We start from the raw sequence: 20,485 nt of genomic DNA on the forward strand, positions 1-20,485 counted from the left end.
TCACTCCTTCAGTTCGAGCACGCCGGAGACTCCGCGGCCGGTGGTCCGGTGGCCCGCGTCGAGAGCCGCATCGTCGGCTATTCGCCCGTCGAAGAAGCTGATGACGCGGTCGGCCGCGCTGGCCATCCGGGCGTCATGCGTGACCAGCAGAATGGTCTGGCCGCGCTGATGGAAACGGGAGAGCAGCCGGAGCACTTCCCGGGTGCCCTTGCTGTCCAGGCTGCCTGCCGGTTCGTCGGCCAGCAGCAGCGCGGGATGGTTCACCAGTGCTCGGGCCAGGGCGACGCGCTGCTGCTCGCCGCCGGACAGCTCGCCGGGCAGGGACCGCTCTCTGCCTTCGAGGCCGAGTTCGGCGAGCAGTTCGGCCCGGCTCTCCCGGGCTGCTTTGGGCGAGGCGCCGGCCAGCAGCGCCGGCAGTTCGACGTTGTCGGCGACGGTCAGGTCGGAGACCAGATTGAAGAACTGGAAGACGATGCCGATGCTCCGGCGGCGCAGCACTGCCCAGCGGGCCTCGCGGTATGCGTCCACCCGGCGGCCGTCGAGCCAGAGACTGCCGCTGTCGGGTCGCTGCAGTCCGCCGATCAGATGCAGCAGCGTGGACTTGCCGGCGCCGGAGGGGCCGGTGACGGCAACGAACTCCCCGGGCTGAACGGTCAGATCCACTCCGCGTACGGCGTGCACGGGCGCGCCTTCGCCGCGATGCGTCTTGGTCAGACGCTCGGCGCGCACGATCGGCACCGGGTCCCCCTGAACGGGTGCGGCACCGGCTGCGCCCAGCTCGGCGGGAGCGGCGTCGTCGTCGCTCATTCCAGCTCCTCCTGACAGCGTTCCAGCCAGTCGAGGTCTGCCTGCAGATGCAGCATGGCGCCTTCGATCAGCAGCTGGGAGACCTTGTTGTCACGGTCCTCGGCCGCGGCCAGCTTCGACAGATCACGCATGGTGTTCAAGTACTGCCGCCGCTGTTTGTTGATCAGCGCGATCGGGTCGGCGAGACCGGACTGGGGGGCAAGGGCGACCTTCATGAAGAACTCGTCCCGGACCCGCGGCTCGATCGTGGTCTCGTCGTACCAGGCGCGTACGGCCTCGTGTCCCGCTTCGGTGAGCCGGTACGTACGCTTGTTGGGTCTGCCCGACTGCTCGACGTCCTCGCCGGCGATCAGACCGGCCTTTTCCAGCCGGCCGAGGGTGACATAGATTTGGCCGACGTTGGGCTGAGGGTACGCGGCGCCCAGGAGCTTCTCAAGGTCCTGCTTGAGCTCGTACCCGTGCGCCGGGCCACGGGTGAGGAGTGCCAGGAGCGGCAGCCGCACGCGCTCCCCTCCCTCCCGGTCCGTAGTTTCTTGTTGGCTTGGATATGGGCTGTGGTTTGCGCCACCCGCCTTCTCCGCCTGGACATCTAGTATCGCCCATGCCTAACGGGTATACATAGGCCCCATGGGACGGCGTCGCGGCCGGATCGGTGCACTGGGAGGAACCTATGCGGTGGATGCACGCCGCCGGTAGGGGACTCCTCGTTGTCGCCGTGCTTCTCGCGGGCTATGCGGGCTTCAGCGCCCAGCCGGCGACGGCCCCCAGGGGCCGCGGCCCCATGACGCTGGTGACGGCGGGCGATCTGACCGACTATCTCGGTCCGCTGCTCAGTGACTGGAACCGCAGCCGCCCGAAGGAAAAGGTGACGCTGCTCGAACTGCCCGACTCGGCGGACGAGACCCGGGCCCAGATGATCAGCGAACTGCGCTCCGGCAGCGACCGGTTCGACGTACTGAACATCGATGTGGCCTGGACCTCCGAGTTCGCGGCGGCGGGCTGGATCTCCCCGTTGCAGCGGGACCGGTTCCCGCTGAAGACCTTCCTGGCGCCCGTGGTGGCCACGGCCACGTTCGACGGCCGCCTGTACGCCGTCCCCTATGTCACCAACGCCGGTTTGCTGTACTACCGCAAGGACATCCTTCAGCGGGCCGGTGAACCGCCGCCTCGTACCTGGGCCGCGCTGGCCCGGCAGGCCAGGACCCTCGCCCCCAAGTACGGCATGGACGGCTATGCCGGCCAGTTCCTGCCGTACGAGGGGCTGACGGTCAACGCCACCGAGGCGGTTCACTCGGCGGGCGGCTCGATCCTGCGGGACGACGGCGCCCGGGTCACGGTGGACTCCGCCGCGGCCCGGGCAGGCCTCGATTTCCTGGCGGGCGGAGTACGGGAGGGCTGGATCTCCCCGAAGGCCCTCGACTACAAGGAGGAGGAGTCCCGGCTGGCCTTCCAGGACGGCCGGCTGCTCTTCCTGCGCAACTGGCCCTATGTGTACTCGCTGGCCAACGCGCCGGGGTCGAAGGTGGCCGGCAAGTTCGGTGCGGTGCCGCTCCCGGGGCCGTCCGGGCCGGGCACGAGCGTGCTGGGCGGCTCCAATCTCGCGGTCAGCAGCCACTCCCGGCATCCGGAGTCGGCAGCCGATCTGATCGCCTATCTCACCAGCGAGCGCGTCCAACGGCAGGTGCTGACCGAGGGCTCGCTGCCGCCGGTGCGCGCCGCGCTGTACGAGGACCCCGCTCTGATCAGGGCTTATCCGTATCTGCCGACGCTGCGGCAGAGCGTGCTCGCGGCCGAGCCGCGGCCCAAGAGCCCTCGGTACGACCAGGTGAGCCTTGCCGTGCAGGCCGTCGTCCAGGACGTGATGGCGCTGCGGCAGACGCCGCAGCAGGCCGTGGCACGGCTCTCCCGTGAGCTGGGATCGATCTCCCGCAGGGGCTGAGTCCGAACCGTCTCCTTCAGCGGGTCACTACTTACATGTTAAGTAGTGACCCGCTCCCGTATACCTGCAGAAATTCGGGCATATCAGGGCCACTTTATGCAGCATCGTTGACACCTTGCCGTCACCGCTACTTAACATGCATGCATAACGGCGCACCCGCTCTGGGGCGCTCTCGCATCCAGCAGGAACAGGTCAGCGCGAGATGCTCACTGCTCTTCCGGCCACCCTCGGCCACCCCTCCCGTACCGCCACCGCATGGTGGCGCGATGCGGTGATCTACCAGGTGTACGTCCGCAGCTTCCTCGACAGCACGGGCGACGGCATCGGTGATCTGGCCGGCGTACGGGCCGGACTTCCGTACCTCAGGAAGCTCGGTGTCGACGGGATCTGGCTCAGCCCGTTCTATCCGTCACCGCAGCACGACCACGGCTACGACGTCGCCGACTACTGCGAGGTCGACCCCGTCTACGGCGACCTGGCCGAGTTCGACCTGCTGATGGCCGACGCCCGCCGGCTCGGACTCAAGCTGCTGCTCGACATCGTCCCCAACCACTGCTCCAGCGAGCACCCGTGGTTCCGCGAGGCGCTCACCGCGCCTGCCGACAGCGCCGCTCGCGCCCGGTTCCACTTCGCGGACGGCCGCGGACCGGACGGCGCGGAGCCCCCCAACAACTGGCGTGCGATGTTCGGCGGGCCGGCCTGGAGCCGGGTCACCGAGCCCGACGGCACGCCGGGACAGTGGTATCTGCACCTGTTCACCCCGGAGCAGCCCGACCTGAACTGGCGCAACCCCGAGATCGGCGACTCCTTCGAGCGCGTACTGCGTTTCTGGCTGGACCGGGGTGTCGACGGTTTCCGCATCGATGTCGCCGCCGGTCTGTTCAAGCACCCCGAGCTGCCCGACTCGGACGACCCCGCAGCCGACGAGCGGTCGCGGGACTCGGTTAACCCGCTGGCCTGGAACCAGCCCGAGGTCCACCAGGTGTGGCGCCGCTGGCGGTCCGTGTGCGAGGAGTACGCGGCCCGCGACGGCAATGAGCGGCTGCTCGTCGGCGAGGTCTCTGTTCCGACGGCGCGCGAACACGCCGAGTACGTACGGTCCGACGAGCTGCACCAGGCGTTCTTCTTCGACCTGCTCAGCGCACCGTGGGACGCCGAAGCCTTCCGGACGACCATCACGGAGGCGATACGCGACATCGCCGTGACGGGCTCCACCGTCACCTGGGTGCTCAACAACCACGACCAGGTGCGTACCGTCACCCGCTACGCGGGCGAGCCCGGAGTGGAGGCCAGCGGACTCGGTGCCGCGCGTGCCCGCGCCGCCGCCCTGCTGATGCTGGCACTGCCCGGCGCCGCGTACGTCTACCAGGGCGAGGAGCTCGGCCTCCCGGAAGTCCTGGACCTGCCGGACGAGGTGCTCACCGACCCGATCTTCCACCGCACCGGCAGCCGCGCGCGCATCCGGGACGGCTGCCGGGTGCCGCTGCCCTGGTCGGGCCACGCCTCCCCGTTCGGCTTCAGCCAGGGTGCGGCAGGCGCCCGGCCCTGGCTGCCGCAGCCCGACTGGTTCGCCGAACACGCCACCGACCGGGCGCTCGCCGACACCCACTCCTTCTGGCACCTCTACCGCGATGGACTTCAACTGCGGCGCAGCCTGCCTCAGTTGGGCGAGGGGAGCCTGCGCTGGCTGGAGTCGCCCCCGCAGGTGCTGGCCATGGTCCGCGGCGACGGGCTGATCTGCGCGGTCAATTTCGGCACCGACCCCGTGCCCGCACCGGTCGTGGGCACTCCGCTCCTCTCCAGCGGCCCCTGCCCGGACGGTGTGCTCCCCGGAGCCACCGCCGCGTGGTGGACCGGCGACTGTCCCACCTCCTGAACACACGCTCCCTCGAAAGGACTTCACCATGCGATCAATCACCACCATCCGGACCGCGGCGGCCGCATCGACGGTGCTCGCCCTCACCCTCGGCGCGACGGCGTGCGGCGGCTCGCCAGGACCTGCCAGCGGCGGCAAGGACCTGAGCGGCCAGACCGTGACCGTGGCCGGAGTCTGGACCGGCAGCGAGCAGAAGAACTTCAAGAAGGTCCTGGACGCCTTCACCGAGCAGACCGGTGCCAAGACCGTCTTCGTGCCCACCGGCGACAACGTCTCCACCTTCGTCGGCAGCAAGATCGAGGGCGGGAACGCGCCGGACGTGGCCCTGGTGCCGCAGGTCGGCGTACTCCAGCAGTTCGCCAAGGAGGGCTGGCTCGCACCGCTGTCGGAGAAGACCGCGACGACCGCGGGCGCCAACCTCGCCGAGGTGTGGAAGAACTACGGCACCGTCGACAAGACCTACTACGGCCTCTACTTCAAGGCGGCCCACAAGTCGACCGTCTGGTACAGCCCGAGCGCGTTCCAGCAGGCCGGAGTGATCGAGCCCAAGAGCTACGCGGACCTGCTCAAGGCCGGCCGCACGCTCTCCGACTCGGGACTGCCCGCCTTCTCCGTCGCCGGTGAGGACGGGTGGACCCTCACCGACTGGTTCGAGAACATCTACCTCTCCCAGGCGGGACCCGAGAAGTACGACCAGCTGGCCGCCCACACCCTGCCGTGGACCGACGCCAGTGTGGTCAAGGCACTCACCACCCTGGGTGAGGTGTTCAAGGACAAGAAGCTCGTCGCCGGCGGCGCGAACGGTGCGCTGCGCACCGACTTCCCGGGCTCGATCGAGCAGGTCTTCGGACCCGAGCCCAAGGCCGGCATGGTCTACGAGGGCGACTTCGTCGGCGGCATGGCCAAGGACGACTTCGGCAAGAAGCTCGGCGAGGACGCCAAGTTCTTCCCGTTCCCCGCCGTCGACAGCGGCAAGGCACCGGTGGTGAGCGGCGGCGACGCGGCCGTGGTCCTCAAGGAGGGCAAGAACCAGAAGGGGGCGCAGCGGCTGCTCGAGTTCCTGGCCACTCCCGAAGCGGCTTCGGTGTGGGCCGGCGCGGGAGGCTTCATCTCCCCCAACAAGGACGTGGACCTCGCCTCGTACGCCGACGACACCACCCGCGCCACGGCCAAGTCGCTGGTCGACGCGGGTGACACGGTCCGCTTCGACATGTCCGACCAGGCACCTGCCGCGTTCGGCGGAACCAAGGGCGCGGGGGAGTGGAAGCTCCTCCAGGACTTCCTGCGCGACCCCTCGGACCCGAAGGCCACCGCGGCCAAGCTGGAAGCCGCGGCCGCCAAGGCATTCAAGAGCTGAGGCCGCACTCCATGGCTGTCACCACATCCGCCCCCGCCGCGAATCCGCGGCGGCGGGCCCAACGCAGGCAGCGCAATATCGCGGTGGTGTTCGTGCTGCCCGCCCTGCTGCTGCTCGGCGCCCTGGTCGTCTACCCGGTGCTGTTCTCCGCCGGCCGCAGCCTCTTCGACGCGAGCGGCGACCGATTCGTCGGCGGCGAGAACTACGCCGAGATATTCAACGATCCCGCGACGCTCAAGGCGATCCGCAACAGCACCATATGGGTCGTCGTGGCTCCGGTACTGCTGACCGGTCTCGGCCTGGTGCTCGCGGTGCTCACCGAGAAGGTGCGCTGGGCGACCGCGTTCAAGCTCGTGCTGTTCCTGCCCATGGCCGTGTCGTTCCTCGCCGCCGGCATCATCTTCCGGCTGGCGTACGAGGAGGACCCGAACCGGGGCGTGCTCAACGCGGTGACCGTCGGCATCCATGACGCCTTCGACGACCGTTCCGCCTATCCCACCGCCAGGGCCCGGGACGACCAGGGCCTGACCAAGGCCCCGGGCGGTGCCTACCGTACGAGCGAAGCGGTCAGCCCCGGCAAGTCCGTCAGTCTCGGCTTCGTGGGAGTGGCACCGGACAAGATTCCTTCCGGCGCCAAGCCCGCACAGGCAGCTTCGTCCGCGGCGCCCGCCGCGGACGAGGTACGGGGCGTGGTCTACCTCGACTTCACCCCCGGCGGCGGTGGTAAGCCGGGCAAGGTCGATCCGGCGGAGAAGGGTCTGCCGGGGATGCTGGTCGAGGCGGTACGCGACGGAAAGGTGGCCGCGAAAGCCACCACCGCTGCGGACGGCTCGTTCAACTTCCGTGGCCTGGAAGCCGGTTCGTACACCGTCCAGCTTCCGGCGGACAACTTCGCCGCCCCCTACCAGGGCATCTCCTGGCTCGGCCCCGCCCTGGTCACACCGGCGATCATCGGTGCCTATCTGTGGATCTGGACCGGCTTCTCGATGGTGCTGATCGGGGCAGGACTCGCGTCCCTCCCGCGGGACGCCCTGGAAGCGGCCCGGATGGACGGCGCCACCGAGTGGCAGATCTTCCGGAAGATCACGGTGCCGCTGCTCGCACCGGTGCTGACCGTGGTCTTTGTGACCCTGGTGATCAATGTGATGAAGGTCTTCGACCTCGTCTACATCATCGCGCCGGGACCGGTCCAGGAAGAGGCCAATGTCCTGGCGACCCGGATGTGGCTGGTGTCCTTCGGCGGCGGCAACAACCAGGGACTCGGCAGCGCCCTCAGCGTGCTGCTCCTCCTGCTGGTCGTACCCGCGATGATCTTCAACGTCCGGCGCTTCCGAAGGAGCGGAGCATGAGTGGCCACGGCACCATCGAGCGCAATCCGTCTCCGCGGGTGGCCAAGGCCTCCGCCCACGGCCCTGTCCTGCCGCCGCGCCCCCGGCCCGCGAGCCGGCTGACCAAATGGCTCGGCAACGGACTGGTCCAGGCCGTCCTGATCGTGGTCGCGCTGGTCTGGATCACCCCGCTCGCCGGTCTCTTCCTGTCCTCGATGCGCTCCGAGCAGGACAACGCGGCAAAGGGCTGGTGGACGGCGATCACCGATCCCGGGCAGCTGTCCCTGGACAACTACACCGCCCTGTTCGCCGACTCCGGAATCACGCAGGCCTTCTGGAACACCGTACTGATCTCGGTGCCCGCCACCGCACTGGTCGTGGGAATCGCGGCGCTGGCCGGATACGCCTTCGCATGGCTGAGTTTCCCCGGCCGCAACGCGATCTTCCTGGTGGTCGTGGGACTTCTCGTGGTGCCCGTCCAGATCGGGCTGCTGCCCGTGGCCAAGCTGTTCGGCGCCGTAGGACTGTTCGGCACGATCCCGGGCGTGATCCTCTTCCATGTCGCGTACGGGCTGCCCTTCGCGATCTTCCTGCTCCGCAACTACTTCGCCGAGATCCCGCGCGAAATGCTGGAGGCCGCCCGGATGGACGGCGGCGGGGAGTGGCGGATCTTCTCCCGTCTGGTACTGCCCCTGGGCCGTCCCGCCCTGGCCAGCCTTGCCATCTTCCAGTTCCTCTGGGTGTGGAACGACATGCTGGTCGCGCTGCTCTTCGCCGACAGCGAGTCCCAGCCGCTCACCGTCGCCCTCCAGTCCGAGATGCGGCAGTTCGGCACCAACATCGGGGTACTGGCGCCGGGAGCCTTCCTGTCCGTGGTGGTGCCGCTGGTCGTCTTCTTCGCCTTCCAGCGGCACTTCGTCCAGGGGGTGATGGCGGGCTCCGTCAAGTAGCCGTCGTGAGGCTTAGCAAACAGCTGTCGTGAGGGCCCGCCGGACGTGAAGCACGCTTCACGTCCGGCGGGCCCTCACGGCGATTCTCGGCGTGCGGCTTCCTCAGGGAGGACGGAGTATGAAGCCGATGAGCGGAGTAACAGTGAGTAAGGAAAATCCGACCCCCGACACGGGCACTGGGTTGGTCGTGCTGCGCAAGGTGAACAAGCACTTCGGCGCGCTCCATGTCCTCCAGGACATCGATCTGACCATCGCCGAGCGTGAGGTTGTCGTGGTCATCGGGCCGTCCGGTGGCGGGAAATCCACACTGTGCCGCGCCATCAACCGCCTGGAGACCATCGACTCGGGCGAGATCTACATCGACGGCAAGCCCCTGCCCGCCGAAGGCCGCGAGCTCGCCGCACTGCGGGCCGACGTGGGCATGGTTTTCCAGTCCTTCAATCTCTTCGCCCACAAGACCGTGCTGCAGAACGTGACGCTCGGCCAGCTCAAGGTCCGCAAGAAGGACAAGAAGGCCGCCGACGAGCGGGCGCGCCAGCTGCTCGACCGGGTGGGTGTCGCCAACCAGGCGGACAAGTACCCCGCACAGCTCTCCGGCGGCCAGCAGCAGCGGGTGGCGATCGCCAGAGCGCTGGCCATGGACCCGAAGGTCATCCTCTTTGACGAGCCGACATCCGCGCTCGACCCGGAGATGATCAATGAGGTGCTGGAGGTCATGCAGCAGCTTGCGCGGGACGGAATGACGATGGTCGTCGTCACCCATGAGATGGGATTCGCCCGTTCGGCCGCCAACCGTGTGGTCTTCATGGCGGACGGCCGGATCGTGGAAGAGACGACGCCCGATCAGTTCTTCAGCAATCCGAGCAGCGATCGAGCCAAGGACTTTCTTTCGAAGATCCTTCACCACTGAGCCGGACCCTTGAGCACTAGGGATGATCACCATGAAGCTTCGAATGGTTTCTGCCGCAGCCGCCGCCGCGCTCGCGCTGTCTTTGACCGCCACAGCCTGCGGATCCAACGACAGCAGCACGAGCACGTCGGGCAGCAGTGACAAAACGATCACTGTCGGCATCAAGTTCGATCAGCCAGGCATCGGCCTGAAGACCCCGGACGGCAAGTACACGGGTCTCGATGTCGACGTGGCGACGTACGTGGCCAAACAGCTCGGCTACAAGCCCAGCGACATCGAGTGGAAGGAAGCCAAGAGCGCCGACCGCGAGACGCTGCTCCAGCGCGGCGATGTCGACTACATCGCGGCCTCCTACTCGATCACGCCGGAGCGTGAGAAGAAGGTCGACTTCGCCGGCCCCTACCTGCTGGCGCACCAGGACGTTCTGATCCGGGCGGACGACAACTCCATCAAGACGCCCGAGGACCTGAACAACAAGAAGCTCTGCTCGGTCACCGGGTCCACCTCCGCGCAGAACGTCAAGACCAAGATCGCGCCGAACGCTCAGCTGCAGGAGTACGGCGGCTACTCCGAGTGCCTGACCGGCCTGGAGAACAAGGTCATCGACGCCCTGACCACCGATGACGCGATCCTCGCCGGCTACGCCGCGCAGCCCGAGTTCAAGGGCAAGTTCAAGCTGGGCGGCTTCAAGCTGAGCAACGAGAACTACGGCATCGGTGTCCAGAAGGGCAGCGAACTCAAGGCCAAGATCAACACCGCCCTGGAGAAGATGGTCAGCGACGGCTCCTGGCAGGAGTACGTCAACAAGAACCTGGGCCCGGCCGGCTACAAGAACGAGCCCGCACCGAAGATCGGCGTCATTGTCAGCTGAGGCGGTGCCTGACCGGCGCGCCGCCCGTCGCGGCGGCGCGCCTCGCCCTTCACTCACGCGGAAGGCTTCACCCACGGGGAAGGCTTCACCCACGCGGAAGGCCGGGAGATCGTGTTCGACTTTCTTGAGGGTTACGACATCCTGGGGGCCTTCTGGGTGACGGTGCAGCTCTCCTTCTATTCCGCCGTCGGCGCCCTGATCTGGGGAACGCTCCTGGCGGCCATGCGGGTCAGTCCCGTGCCCCTGATGCGCGGCTTCGGCACCTCCTACGTCAACGTGGTGCGGAACATCCCGCTGACTGTGATCATCGTCTTCACCTCGCTGGGTCTCTTCCAGACGCTCGGCGTCAGCCTCGGCTCGGACAACTTCACGACCATCAACTTCCGGCTCGCCGTGCTCGGTCTGATCGCCTACACATCCGCCTTCGTGTGTGAGGCGCTGCGGTCCGGCATCAACACCGTGCCCATCGGTCAGTCGGAGGCAGCACGTGCCATCGGCCTGAGCTTCACCCAGGTCCTGATGCTGGTCGTCCTGCCGCAGGCATTCCGCTCCGTGGTGGGTCCGCTGGCGAACGTGCTGATCGCACTGATCAAGAACACCACCGTTGCCGCCGCGATCGGTGTCGCCGAGGCCGCGGCGCTGATGCGGGAAATGATCGAGAACGAGGCCCAGCTCATTCTCATCTCCGCCATCTTCGCGTTCGGATTCATCTGCCTGACCCTTCCGACCGGACTGTTCCTCGGCTGGGTGAGCAAGAAGGCGGCGGTGAAGCGATGACGTCCGTCCTCTACGACGCCCCGGGGCCGCGCGCCAAGCGGCGCAATGTGCTGTTCACGGTGGTGTTCCTGGTCGCACTCGCGCTGCTGGTCTGGTGGGTGGTCCTGAGCCTCATCGACAAGAATCAGCTCGAATGGATCAAGTGGAGGCCGTTCTTCACCGACTCCCGCGCCTGGTCGACGTACCTCCTGCCGGGGCTCAGGAACACGCTCAAGGCCGCCGCCCTGGCCATGGTGATCGCGCTGCCGCTCGGGGCGTTCTTCGGTATCGCCCGGCTCTCCGGCCACTCGTGGGTACGGGGCGCGGCCGGCACCGTCGTGGAGTTCTTCCGAGCCATCCCGGTGCTGATCCTGATGCTCTTCGCCAACGCGGCGTACGCCCAGTACACCGACATCAGTCCCGACACCCGGCCGCTGTACGCGGTGGTCACCGGTCTCGTCCTCTACAACGCCTCGGTGCTCGCAGAGATCGTTCGGGCGGGCATTCTCTCCCTCCCCACGGGGCAGACCGACGCGGCCAAGGCGATCGGCATGCGCAAGGGCCAGATGATGCGGTACGTGCTGCTGCCGCAGTCGATCACCGCGATGCTCCCCGCGATCGTCAGCCAGATGGTCGTCATCGTGAAGGACACCGCGCTCGGCGGCGCGCTGCTGGGCTTCTCCGAACTGCTGGCGTCGGTCCGCCCGATGAGTGCGAACTACGGAGCGAACACCATCGCCAGCTTCACCGTCGTCGCCGTGATCTTCGTCCTGCTGAACTTCGCGCTCACGACCTTCGCGAGCTGGCTCGAGGGCCGGCTGCGGCGCGGGGGCAAGAAGCGTACCGGCGCGGTGGTGGGCGTCGACGCGGTCGATGAGCTTTCGAGGCCGGGTGAGCACGTCACTCCGGGCGAGCTCGGCGGCGGCCGGCCCGACCAGTCGAAGTGACGGAGGAAGGTCGAAGTGACGGACGAACCAGGCGGGTTCGCACCTACCAGCAGGCTCCGGCCAATGAAGGACGGCGCCCGTGTCGCCCGGTCGGAAGGGCCGGGGCGACACGGGGCGTTTCCCGTTGTCTGCTGATGCCGGACGGACGCTATCCGGGGACCTCTGTCCGTTCCCACCACTCGTAGACAGTCAGCCGCCCCTCGTCGGTCTCCTTGTGCCGAGGAGTCGCCTTGAAGTGCTCGTACCCGCCGAGGTACGGAATTTTGAGGTCGTATCCGGGAGGGGTGATCGGGACGATGCGCTCAGGCAGATCGTCCGGACCACCCTCCAGGAACGCCTTTGCCTTGGTGGCCATGACTCCAGTCTTCCTGCCCCTTGCGGCGCTCGCACGTCGGACGGCTCACCCGCCACGTCGGACGGCTCACCCGCCACGTCGGACGGCTCACCCGCCCTCCAGGCACAGGACCCGGACCCGCTGGACGAGGTTGTTGGCGAACCCGCCGCGATTCCAAGGCTGTGTCAGGGGCTGTGTGTGGCCGTCCGCGTCGGTGGCGCGGACGGCGAGTACATGGCTGCCCGGCGCCGCGGCCCAGGACGCCTGCCAGCGCCGCCAGGCCCACCGGTGTCCGTCCTCGGGGGAGAGGGCGGCCTCGCTCCAGGAGCCGCCGCCGTCGGTGCTCACCTCCACCTTTGCCACGGGCGCCCGGCCGGACCAGGCCCGGCCCTCCAGGCGTACCTCGCCGGGACGTACGACACGGTTGCGGGACATGAAGTCGGGGAATCCGGGCGGGACCATCAGGGCACGTGGGGCAATCTTGGTGACCGGCTCCCCGGGATCGTCTGCCGACTGCCGGTAGCGGTACGCCGTCGTCTGCTGGAAGCCGGTGAAGGGGGTGTCGGTGAGTGCGATGTCGCGCAGCCACTTCACATGCGCCATGCCATACCACCCGGGGACGATCAGCCGGAGCGGATGTCCGTGCTGCGGTGGCAGAGGGCGGCCGTTCATCTCGTACGCCACAAGCACCTCGGGATCGTCGCCGATGGCCAGGGCCAACGGGAGGCTGCGCCGGTAGTCCTGCTCGACGCCGCGTTCGACACCGTGGTCGGCTCCGGTGAATACGGCCTCGACGGCGGCTGCTTCCGGCTCGGCCTCGGCGAGCACGGTGCGCAGCGGCACCCCGGTCCACTCGGCGGTGCCGACCGCCTCGACCAGCCATGGCTGGCTCACCGGCCGCGGCTCCAGACGGGCCCGGCCGTTGCCCGCGCACTCCATCGTGACGCGCTGGGTGACGGCCGGGAGGGACCGCAGCCGCCGCATGTCCAGGGTCAGCGGCGTGCGCACCCGGCCGCCGACCGTGAGCTCCCACTCGTCGGCGGAGGCGGCGGGGATGTCGTAATGGATCAGGAGGTAGTGCAGTCCGTCCGGCGTGAGGTCGTAGCGCAGCGCCTCCAGCGGCAGCCCGTGGTTACGGGCCGCAAGGGCCAGCTCGTCCAGGCCGATGCCTTCGTCGGGCGCGGCGACGCGCCCTGGTGAGCTGAAGTCACCGATCGTTGCGTCCATGACTTCATGGTGCGCTCAGGGCCGGGTCCGGGCACCTGTGCCTTTCCGGCACGTCTACCGGGGGTGACGGGGCGGCCCCGCGGGACAGACCGGTCGCAGGCGCTAGGCGTGTACCCGCCTGCGCGGCACGGGCGCGCTGCCCGCCTGGAACGCCTCGGTGATGAGCCGTACGCCGCGGGCCAGGCGATTGAGCTGCTCCAGCTCCGTCGCGTACATCCTGATGGTGCTCTCGATGATCACCTCGGAGACCCCGAGGGTGGGCAGCTCCACCCGGCTCGTCTGCAGCGCGGTCCGCACCGCACGGATCTCGTGCTGAAGCTGCAGCTGGGCGTGGCGCGCGAGAAGTATGTGGTGCCGGGTGAGCGTCGAGTAGCCGGCATAGCGGGCCGGCAGGAGGTCGCGCAGCCACCGGGCCGCGGTGCGTTCCCAGTCGGGGCTGCCGGGGGTCTTGACCTGGTAAGGCCAGTCCGAGCTGATCGGTGAGAACGTCTGGGACATCGTCATCGCTTCCGGAGGTGTGCGGATCGGCTCTGATCGCGGTGGTTTGTGGCGGCCCCGGCCCAGGGGTTGACCGGGGCCGCCATGGGCAATCCGATAGGGGACGGAGTGCCCGCTTGGAACACCATGGGTCGGCGCGAGGAGGTGCGACGTCCCTGGGTGTTCGGCTATGTGGACTGCGGGGGCTCGCCGCTTTCGGCGACCCTGATGCGCAGTGTCATGCGGTTCCGGGCAAGGCCCGCGAGCTGTACCGGCCCGGCTGCTTCCTGCGGAGTGCGCCGCGTGCGGCGGGGCTAGGCGTGGTGTGCATCGTGCGGACTGCCGCTTTCCTTGGTGATGAGGGTGTGGGTCTGGCTCGCGACGTCGGGGCGTCCCGTGTCGACCACCAGTGCAGTAAATATATATACCGTCGAGTACGCAAGGGTATGAAAAATTTCATGCCAATAGTTGGCAGCATAAGCCGCCCCCTTCCGTCGCGGAGACGGGGGGTCGGTCAGTCCTCCAGGAAGAAGGTGTGCTGCTCCGCGACCTGCTCGTAGCCCTCGAGCCGCATCTGCGTGCGCTGCGGATCCGCGTCGGCCATGGCCTGCAGGAGGGCGGCGGAAAGGACCCCCGGAGCCGCGTACGAGTCGAACACGAGCCGCGAGCCCGTGTGGGCGGTCAGCGCCACGTCGGCCTCGTCCACGAGCGGCCCCAGCGACAGGTCGGAAATGAGCGCGACGCGCAGTCCGGTGCTGCGGGCGGCGCGCATCGCCGCAAGGGTCTCGTTGGCGTGCCTGGGCATCGCGAACGCCAGCACCCATGTCCCGCCCGCCTCCCGCGCCTGCAGCAGCGCGTCGTAGGCGACGCTGCCTCCGCGGGTCACCGTGCGCACATCGGGATGGATCCGCCGGGCCGCATAGGCGAAGTACTCCGCGAGCGAGACCGAGATCCGCAGGCCCAGGATCGTCAGAGGCACCGACCGGGCCAGCTCGCGGCCGACGTCGAGCACCTGGTTGGTGTCTGCGAGGAGCCGGCGCAGACTCTCCAGATTGTCGATCTCGGCGTCGACGGCGGCCTGCAGTTCGTTGCGGCGGATCTCTTCGCGGGTGTCGGGTGAACCGGCGACCGCGCTGAGTGCGATCGGCTGGAGAGCCTCCCGGAGCGCGGGGAAGCCGCTGAAGCCCAGGGAGGACGCGAAGCGCGTGACGGACGGCTGGCTCACGCCCACGCGTTCCGCAAGGTCGGTGATCGACATGAACGCGGCTTCAGTGAGGTGGTCGACGATGTACTGCGCGATGCGCCGCTGTGCGGGGGACAGCCGGTGGCCGCCGAACAGCGCGAGAACTCTGTCGGTGGGCGCAGCCTCAGCCTCGGGGGACTGCCTCCCCGGCGTGATCGCAGACGCCTGTGCGCGTGCCTGCTGCTGCCTTGGTGGCACCGGTGTCACTCCTTCTCCTGCCATTCGTGCTCAACATAGCTCACTGACCGTGGTCGTACGGCTCAAGAAGTAGAGCCGCTGCCCGTCGGGCCTGACGCGCCGGTTCGGGGGAGTTGGAGATCGCCGCGGTGGTGATCGCGCCTTCGGCGAGCAGGACGAGCGGGTCGGTCAGCCCCGGGGGCACGTCCGCCGCATCGACCAGGCCCGCCATGTACTGCCGGAAGGCGTTCTTGTGCCGGCGTGCGGCAGCGCCCACGGCCGGGTCGACGGCGCCGAGTTCGCCGAAGGAGTTGATGAACGCGCAGCCGCGGAAGCCGGGTTCCCTGAACCACTGGAAGAGCCAGTCGAAGACGGCGAGGATGCGCTGCGGCCCGGCGGGGTGGCCGTCCGCGTACTCCATGACCCGTGAACGCCACCGGACATCGCGCCGTTCGAGATAGCCGAGGACCAGGTCCGCCTTGGACGGGAAGACCTGGTAGAGGCGCTTGAGCGAGACACCTGAGGCCGATCGGATCTCGTCCATGCCGACCGCCTGCACACCGCGCTCGTAGAACAGCTCCTCGGCGGCGTCGAGCAGTCGCGTGCGGACTTCATCAAGATCCATCGGTGCTCCACTTGCGCGAGAATCATCGTTCTCCTAACGTAGCGCCGAGGGGTGGAGAACGAGCGTTCTCCGCTGGTGAACATCATCGTCAAGGAGATGACATGTCTGTAAGGCCCCCTGTCCCTCCCTTCACGCGTCAGACCGCGATCGAGAAGGTCCGGCTGGCCGAGGACGGCTGGAACAGCCGCACTCCCGAGAAGGTCGCCCTCGCCTACACCGAGGACTCGCGCTGGCGGAACCGCGCGGAGTGGGTCACCGGACGCGACGAGATCGTCGCGTTTCTGACCCGCAAGTGGACAAGGGAGCTCGACTACCGGCTCATCAAGGAGCTGTGGGCCTACGACGAGACCCGCATCGCCGTGCGCTTCGCGTACGAGTGGCACGACGACTCGGGCAACTGGTACCGCTCGTACGGCAACGAGAACTGGGAGTTCGACGACAGCGGCCTGATGCGGGTGCGGCACGCCTGCATCAATGACGCGCCCATCAAGGAGTCCGACCGCGCCTATCACTGGCCGCTGGGCCGCCGGCCCGACGATCACCCCGGGCTCAGCGACCTCGGTTTCTGAGCGCGGAGGCGGGCACCGTCGTCGTGGGAGTGTTCCATCCGGAGATCCGCAGCCGGGGCGCAAAACCGTGCAGATCGGCGGTGCGGTAGGTGGCAGTGAGGGTCGCCGACTCACCGGGCCAGAGGCTCACCTGGTTGTCGGACCACTGCACGGGCAGCACGGGCACGCCGTCCGCATTCACCAGATGGACATCGGTGAGCAGCGCCGGCGTCTTGCCGGTGCCTGTGTTGCGTACCGTGACCGTCGTCGTGGACGTCCCGTCACCGCCAGTTGTGGTGCTCGCCGTCGTGGACACGGTCGCCCGTGCCATCGAGGACAGTCCCTTGAGGTCGGCGTAGGCGGTGGTCGGCGTGTAGTACCAGTCGGTGTTGTTCCAGTCGAGGACATCGGCCTTGGTGGAGAGCCAGTAGACGTTACGGCTCACCTCCTTGCCCGCGCCGTCCGTGAGCACGAGCTTGGCCAGATACGTCGTGGACAGGCCTGCGACGGACGAGGGCAGGGTCAGCGCGGTGGTCTTCGCGCCGTCGCCGGCCACGGTCAGCCCGGACGCGGTCCTGTCGTACCTCTCGGTGCCGTCCGTGTTGAAGAGCGTCACGCGTGCGGTGAGACCCGAGGCGGCGGCGTGCCGGTTGTTCACGAGGACCACCGACCGGTTGTCGTAGGAGTACTGGACGTGCAGCGGCTCATTGGCCTTCTTGGCCCCGAAGTAGGCGCCACCCTGGTCCAGATGGCGGTCGAGCAGCTGCCAGTGCAGTGAGGTCCAGCCGCTGTTGAACATCCAGTACACGACCCCGGTGGAGGGCTTCGTGGCATCGGTGGCGTTGCGTCCGTACGACTCGAACTGCGCGCGCACATTCTCGTACTGGGCGAGTTGCGCCTTGCGTACGTAGTCGTCGAGGCCGGTGGCCGCGCCATAACGTCCGGCCAGCGCGTTGTCGTAGATCTTGAGGGTGCTGAAGGTGCTCGAAGGGGAGCGGTGGTACTGCTTGGCGGACGGGTTATTCCACAGGGTGTCCAGTTCGGCCGGGGACATCATGCGGCGCAGGGTGTCGAGCGTGGGGATGTCAGGTCCTGCGCTGGTCTCGGAGTTGAAGCCGGTGGCTCCGCCCTCGCGCTTGGCGTACCAGTAGTTCGGCGGGACCCAGTCGTAGGGGCCGGTCATCTTCATGCCCGAACTGCCCGAGATCGGGGAGGATTTGGCAGATGCCGCCGCGACGACCGGAGTGGACCAGTCGGCCGCATCGAGGGCGTCGAGGTAGTTCTTCTCGATCGTTGCGTCGGGCGCGAAGTCGCTGCCGATCAGGAAGGAGACGACGCTGGGGTGGTCGCGCAGCCGGGCTGCCTCGGCGGCCATCGAGGCCTTCGCGACCGGATAGTCCGCGGCGGTCCACTTGTCCCCGGCCTCACTGCCGTTGTTGTTGCCCTCCCATTTGTCGCAGCATTCCCAGCCGGGCAGGGTCAGCACGCCGTAGCGGTCGGCGAGGTCGAAGAACTCGTCCGGCTCGATGTGTCCTTCCAGCCGGATGGTGTTCAGCCCCAGGTCGAGGGCGTACTTCAGTCGGTCCTCGACGTATGTACGGTCCCAGCGCAGGAACTCGTCGGGGGACCAGCCGCCGCCCTTGATGAGCAGCGGGCGGCCGTTGACGCTGTACTGGCGGGCGCCGTCGCTGTTCAGCGGAGCCTTCACGTCCCGGATGCCGAACGTTTTGTGCGCGCTGTCCGAGACGGCTCCCGAGACGGTGGCACTCACATCGAGGTCGTACAGCGGCTGCTCGCCCATCGAGGCGGGCCACCACACGCGCGGTGCCCGCAGGCGCAGTTGAGGGTAGTCGGCCGGGGCGAACGTCACCGTCTTCGTCTGGTGCGCGGCCAGGGTGACGTCCTGGCTGAAGGTGATGTCGCCGATGGTGCCTGAGACGGTCGCCGTGACCGGGTCCGCCGAGTCGTTGCGGGCCTGCGCCTTGACGGTCACATTCGCGGAGGCGAGCGAGGGCACCTCGAGGTTGGTGACCACGTGCGTGTCGCGCAGCGCCACCGGGCCGCCGCGGCGCACCAGTACATCGCGCGCGATGCCCATGTTCTCGTCCGGCGGGGGCTGGATCCAGTCGATCCAGCCCATGGTGAGGTTCTTGTTGGGCTCGTTGGGCTGGACGCGGAACGCGACGGTGTTGGTGCCGGCCTTCACCGGGGCGGTGATGTCCAGTTCATGGTGCGTGTACGCACCGGCGACCGCGCTCTTGTCCGCGACCTGACTGCCGTTGACGTACACATCGGCGGCGGAGATCACTCCGCTGAAGTCGAGATACGTGCGCCCTCCTTGCCCGCCATCGGGCAGGAGGGGCCCAGAAGAATCGGCGACGGTGAAGTCCGAGCGGTACCACCACGGGACCCTGAAATCCGCGGCCGGGATCTTCTTCTGGTTGGTGGAGTAGAACGGGTCCGCGTACTTGCCATTGGCGAGGAGGGCGGCGAGGACCGTAGATCGTGGTCCGGCCGGGTACCAGCCACTGGCCGGGTAGCCGGGGCTGGAGACCGCGGCCGGTGAGTCGGAGACCTTGGCCGTCGACTGGACGGCGTAGCCGGTCAGCGCGGTCGCGCTGCCCGGTGCCGCGGCGACTGTGGTCACTGCCGGGCCATGGGCCCGCTGCCCCGACCGGTCGGTCTGCCCGCCGTCCGCGGACGACGCACTCGTGTGGAGCGCGAGAAGCAGGCCTAGAACGGCGGCCGCGGCGGTCAGGCGCCGGGACAGGGCGGGGCGGTGGGCCACGGTGGTCTCCCAGAGGTCTGTTCGGAGCGTCCGCGCCGATTCAAGTTAGGAAACTTTACTAACTAGCTTTCGACGCTAGAGATCTGAGTGAGCCATGTCAATGAGGGGGTTTCGTACGGGCTGAAGGTGTCCGGAACCATGCGCGAACCCGCCGCGGTCCACCGACCGGGTCGCGGGCTCGCCGGCCGCTGCTCCCGCTGTCGCTACTGCACAGAGGGAAGCAGCCCGGTCACCGGCGCGGCCAGGTCGGTGAGCTGGTGCAGCTCGTTCACCTTGCTGAGCCCGTCGAGGCCGTCCAGCCCGTGGGAGACCGACGGCACCTCGGCGCGGTCCCCGGCGGGAACGGGGCTCGCGGCGAGGTCGTCGAGCACTCCCGTGACGGACACCGGCTGCATGAGCCGGCCCGAGGCGTCGGCGGCGCTCGCGGCCGGCGCGGCGAGTGCGGAGGCGCCGGTGGCGAGAGCCACGGCGGCGAGAAGGCGATGAGTCTTGGTCATGCCCTTAGCAACGGCCGGGGCCACGCGCGGACACGGCCGTCCGGCACTCCTCACCCACCGGCGGCCATCGGCGGGTGAACGGCGTCGAACGCGCGGCGGGCGGGCTGCGCGAGTCTGCCGGACGGCTCCGGGCGCCTCTGGGATGATGCCCGCACACCGCAGCCGGGCACGAACGATCAGTGGAGGAAGCATGGCCGGTCAGTTCGAGGGAACGGTCGAGATCGACCGCCCCGTCGAGGAGGTCTTCGCCTTCCTCGCCAATGGCGAGAACGACCCCAAGTTCAGCCCCCGGGTGCAGGAGATGGCGAAGACGACGGACGGCCCGACCGCGGTCGGCACCGTCTACAAGAGCACGGTCAAGGACGCCGGGATGACGACCCACAGGGAGTTCCGGATCAGTGAGTTCGTGGCGCCCAACAGGATTCGCTGGACCGAGCTGTCGAAGAATCTCGTGACGGCGGTCGAGGGCGGCTACGACCTTGAAGCCATCCCCGGGGGCAGGACCCGGCTGCGTGTTTTCAACCGGCTGGAGGGCCATGGCATCGGCAAGGTCCTGGTGGGTCTCGCACTGAGCGCGGCACGCAAGGACGCCGATGCGTTCGCGCGGCGAATCAAGGCGGCTGTCGAGGCGTCGTAGCGGCCCGTTCGAGACGTCCTGGCGGCCGGTTCGTCGTCGTAGCGGCCGGTTCGAGGCGTCCTGGCGGCCGGTTCGAGGCCCGTCGCCGGTCCGGTTCCTCGTGGCGATTTCCGGCCGGTCAGCTCTCGCGTGCGGGACCGCCGGGCCCCCATGCACCCGGCTTCGGCACGGCCCACCGACCGGGCCGACTG

The 20,485-nt window shown here is 68.3% G+C and carries 20 protein-coding genes; 11 read left to right on the plus strand and 9 right to left on the minus strand.

What is annotated here, in order from left to right:
- Together OG729_RS35235 and OG729_RS35240 are read right to left on the minus strand one after the other, a co-directional pair.
- Positions 1 to 807 (minus strand): ABC transporter ATP-binding protein, encoded by an 807-nt coding sequence (locus OG729_RS35235; RefSeq protein WP_405810009.1) that lies wholly within the window; start codon positions 805 to 807, stop codon positions 1 to 3.
- Positions 804 to 1,310, minus strand: a complete 507-nt coding sequence (locus OG729_RS35240; RefSeq protein WP_360875467.1) for a PadR family transcriptional regulator — start codon at positions 1,308 to 1,310, stop codon at positions 804 to 806. The genes OG729_RS35235 and OG729_RS35240 overlap by 4 nt, the downstream gene beginning before the upstream one ends.
- 167 nt (positions 1,311 to 1,477) lie before the next feature.
- Between OG729_RS35240 and OG729_RS35245 the strand changes: the two genes are divergently transcribed.
- From OG729_RS35245 to OG729_RS35285, 9 genes are all read left to right on the plus strand, one after another.
- Positions 1,478 to 2,746, plus strand: coding sequence for an ABC transporter substrate-binding protein (locus OG729_RS35245; RefSeq protein WP_405810010.1), 1,269 nt, complete (start codon positions 1,478 to 1,480; stop codon positions 2,744 to 2,746).
- A gap of 202 nt (positions 2,747 to 2,948) precedes the next feature.
- Positions 2,949 to 4,622, plus strand: a complete 1,674-nt coding sequence (locus tag OG729_RS35250; protein WP_405810012.1) for a glycoside hydrolase family 13 protein — start codon at positions 2,949 to 2,951, stop codon at positions 4,620 to 4,622.
- A gap of 28 nt (positions 4,623 to 4,650) precedes the next feature.
- Entirely contained in the window at positions 4,651 to 5,979 is a 1,329-nt protein-coding gene (locus tag OG729_RS35255; RefSeq protein ID WP_360875461.1) for an ABC transporter substrate-binding protein, read from the plus strand.
- Positions 5,980 to 5,990: 11 nt separating this feature from the next.
- Positions 5,991 to 7,328, plus strand: a complete 1,338-nt coding sequence (locus tag OG729_RS35260) for a sugar ABC transporter permease (protein ID WP_360875459.1) — start codon at positions 5,991 to 5,993, stop codon at positions 7,326 to 7,328.
- A complete protein-coding gene (locus tag OG729_RS35265; protein ID WP_360875457.1) occupies positions 7,325 to 8,257 on the plus strand; it encodes a carbohydrate ABC transporter permease in 933 nt (310 codons plus the stop codon). The genes OG729_RS35260 and OG729_RS35265 overlap by 4 nt, the downstream gene beginning before the upstream one ends.
- A gap of 127 nt (positions 8,258 to 8,384) precedes the next feature.
- Entirely contained in the window at positions 8,385 to 9,167 is a 783-nt protein-coding gene (locus OG729_RS35270; RefSeq protein WP_405810014.1) for an amino acid ABC transporter ATP-binding protein, read from the plus strand.
- Positions 9,168 to 9,198: 31 nt separating this feature from the next.
- Complete coding sequence (locus tag OG729_RS35275) at positions 9,199 to 10,038, plus strand: glutamate ABC transporter substrate-binding protein (protein ID WP_405810015.1); 840 nt, start codon at positions 9,199 to 9,201, stop codon at positions 10,036 to 10,038.
- Positions 10,039 to 10,149: 111 nt separating this feature from the next.
- On the plus strand, positions 10,150 to 10,815 hold the full coding sequence (locus OG729_RS35280) for an amino acid ABC transporter permease (RefSeq protein WP_405810017.1): 666 nt from the start codon (positions 10,150 to 10,152) through the stop codon (positions 10,813 to 10,815).
- Positions 10,812 to 11,741, plus strand: coding sequence for an amino acid ABC transporter permease (locus OG729_RS35285; RefSeq protein WP_405810019.1), 930 nt, complete (start codon positions 10,812 to 10,814; stop codon positions 11,739 to 11,741). The genes OG729_RS35280 and OG729_RS35285 overlap by 4 nt, the downstream gene beginning before the upstream one ends.
- A 148-nt stretch (positions 11,742 to 11,889) precedes the next feature.
- Here the strand turns inward: OG729_RS35285 and OG729_RS35290 are convergent, their stop codons facing one another.
- From OG729_RS35290 to OG729_RS35310, 5 genes are all read right to left on the minus strand, one after another.
- Complete coding sequence (locus tag OG729_RS35290) at positions 11,890 to 12,096, minus strand: DUF5988 family protein (protein ID WP_360884937.1); 207 nt, start codon at positions 12,094 to 12,096, stop codon at positions 11,890 to 11,892.
- An 87-nt stretch (positions 12,097 to 12,183) separates the two neighbouring features.
- Positions 12,184 to 13,302 carry a sulfite oxidase gene (locus OG729_RS35295; RefSeq protein WP_360884934.1) on the minus strand — a complete coding sequence of 373 codons (1,119 nt, stop codon included), beginning with the start codon at positions 13,300 to 13,302 and terminating at the stop codon, positions 12,184 to 12,186.
- A gap of 102 nt (positions 13,303 to 13,404) precedes the next feature.
- Positions 13,405 to 13,806 carry a hypothetical protein gene (locus tag OG729_RS35300; protein WP_405810021.1) on the minus strand — a complete coding sequence of 134 codons (402 nt, stop codon included), beginning with the start codon at positions 13,804 to 13,806 and terminating at the stop codon, positions 13,405 to 13,407.
- Between the two features lie 487 nt (positions 13,807 to 14,293).
- On the minus strand, positions 14,294 to 15,220 hold the full coding sequence (locus OG729_RS35305) for a MurR/RpiR family transcriptional regulator (RefSeq protein ID WP_405810022.1): 927 nt from the start codon (positions 15,218 to 15,220) through the stop codon (positions 14,294 to 14,296).
- A 40-nt stretch (positions 15,221 to 15,260) separates the two neighbouring features.
- The gene (locus OG729_RS35310; protein ID WP_405810023.1) at positions 15,261 to 15,824 is read right to left on the minus strand and encodes a TetR/AcrR family transcriptional regulator; all 564 of its coding nucleotides are present in this window, start codon (positions 15,822 to 15,824) and stop codon (positions 15,261 to 15,263) included.
- 101 nt (positions 15,825 to 15,925) lie between these two features.
- On the opposite strand from OG729_RS35310, the gene OG729_RS35315 reads away from it, so the two are divergent.
- A complete protein-coding gene (locus tag OG729_RS35315) occupies positions 15,926 to 16,393 on the plus strand; it encodes a nuclear transport factor 2 family protein (RefSeq protein ID WP_360884926.1) in 468 nt (155 codons plus the stop codon).
- Here the strand turns inward: OG729_RS35315 and OG729_RS35320 are convergent.
- Together OG729_RS35320 and OG729_RS35325 are read right to left on the minus strand one after the other, a co-directional pair.
- Positions 16,374 to 19,160 carry a glycosyl hydrolase 2 galactose-binding domain-containing protein gene (locus OG729_RS35320; protein ID WP_405810025.1) on the minus strand — a complete coding sequence of 929 codons (2,787 nt, stop codon included), beginning with the start codon at positions 19,158 to 19,160 and terminating at the stop codon, positions 16,374 to 16,376. The two genes, OG729_RS35315 and OG729_RS35320, sit on opposite strands and share 20 nt — an antisense overlap.
- A 203-nt stretch (positions 19,161 to 19,363) precedes the next feature.
- Entirely contained in the window at positions 19,364 to 19,657 is a 294-nt protein-coding gene (locus OG729_RS35325) for a hypothetical protein (protein WP_405810027.1), read from the minus strand.
- A 190-nt stretch (positions 19,658 to 19,847) separates the two neighbouring features.
- Between OG729_RS35325 and OG729_RS35330 the strand changes: the two genes are divergently transcribed.
- Positions 19,848 to 20,294 (plus strand): SRPBCC family protein, encoded by a 447-nt coding sequence (locus tag OG729_RS35330; protein WP_360884917.1) that lies wholly within the window; start codon positions 19,848 to 19,850, stop codon positions 20,292 to 20,294.
- The last annotated feature ends 191 nt before the right edge of the window (positions 20,295 to 20,485 follow it).

This window comes from Streptomyces sp. NBC_00210 (assembly GCF_045160975.1).
Lineage (GTDB): Bacteria > Actinomycetota > Actinomycetes > Streptomycetales > Streptomycetaceae > Streptomyces.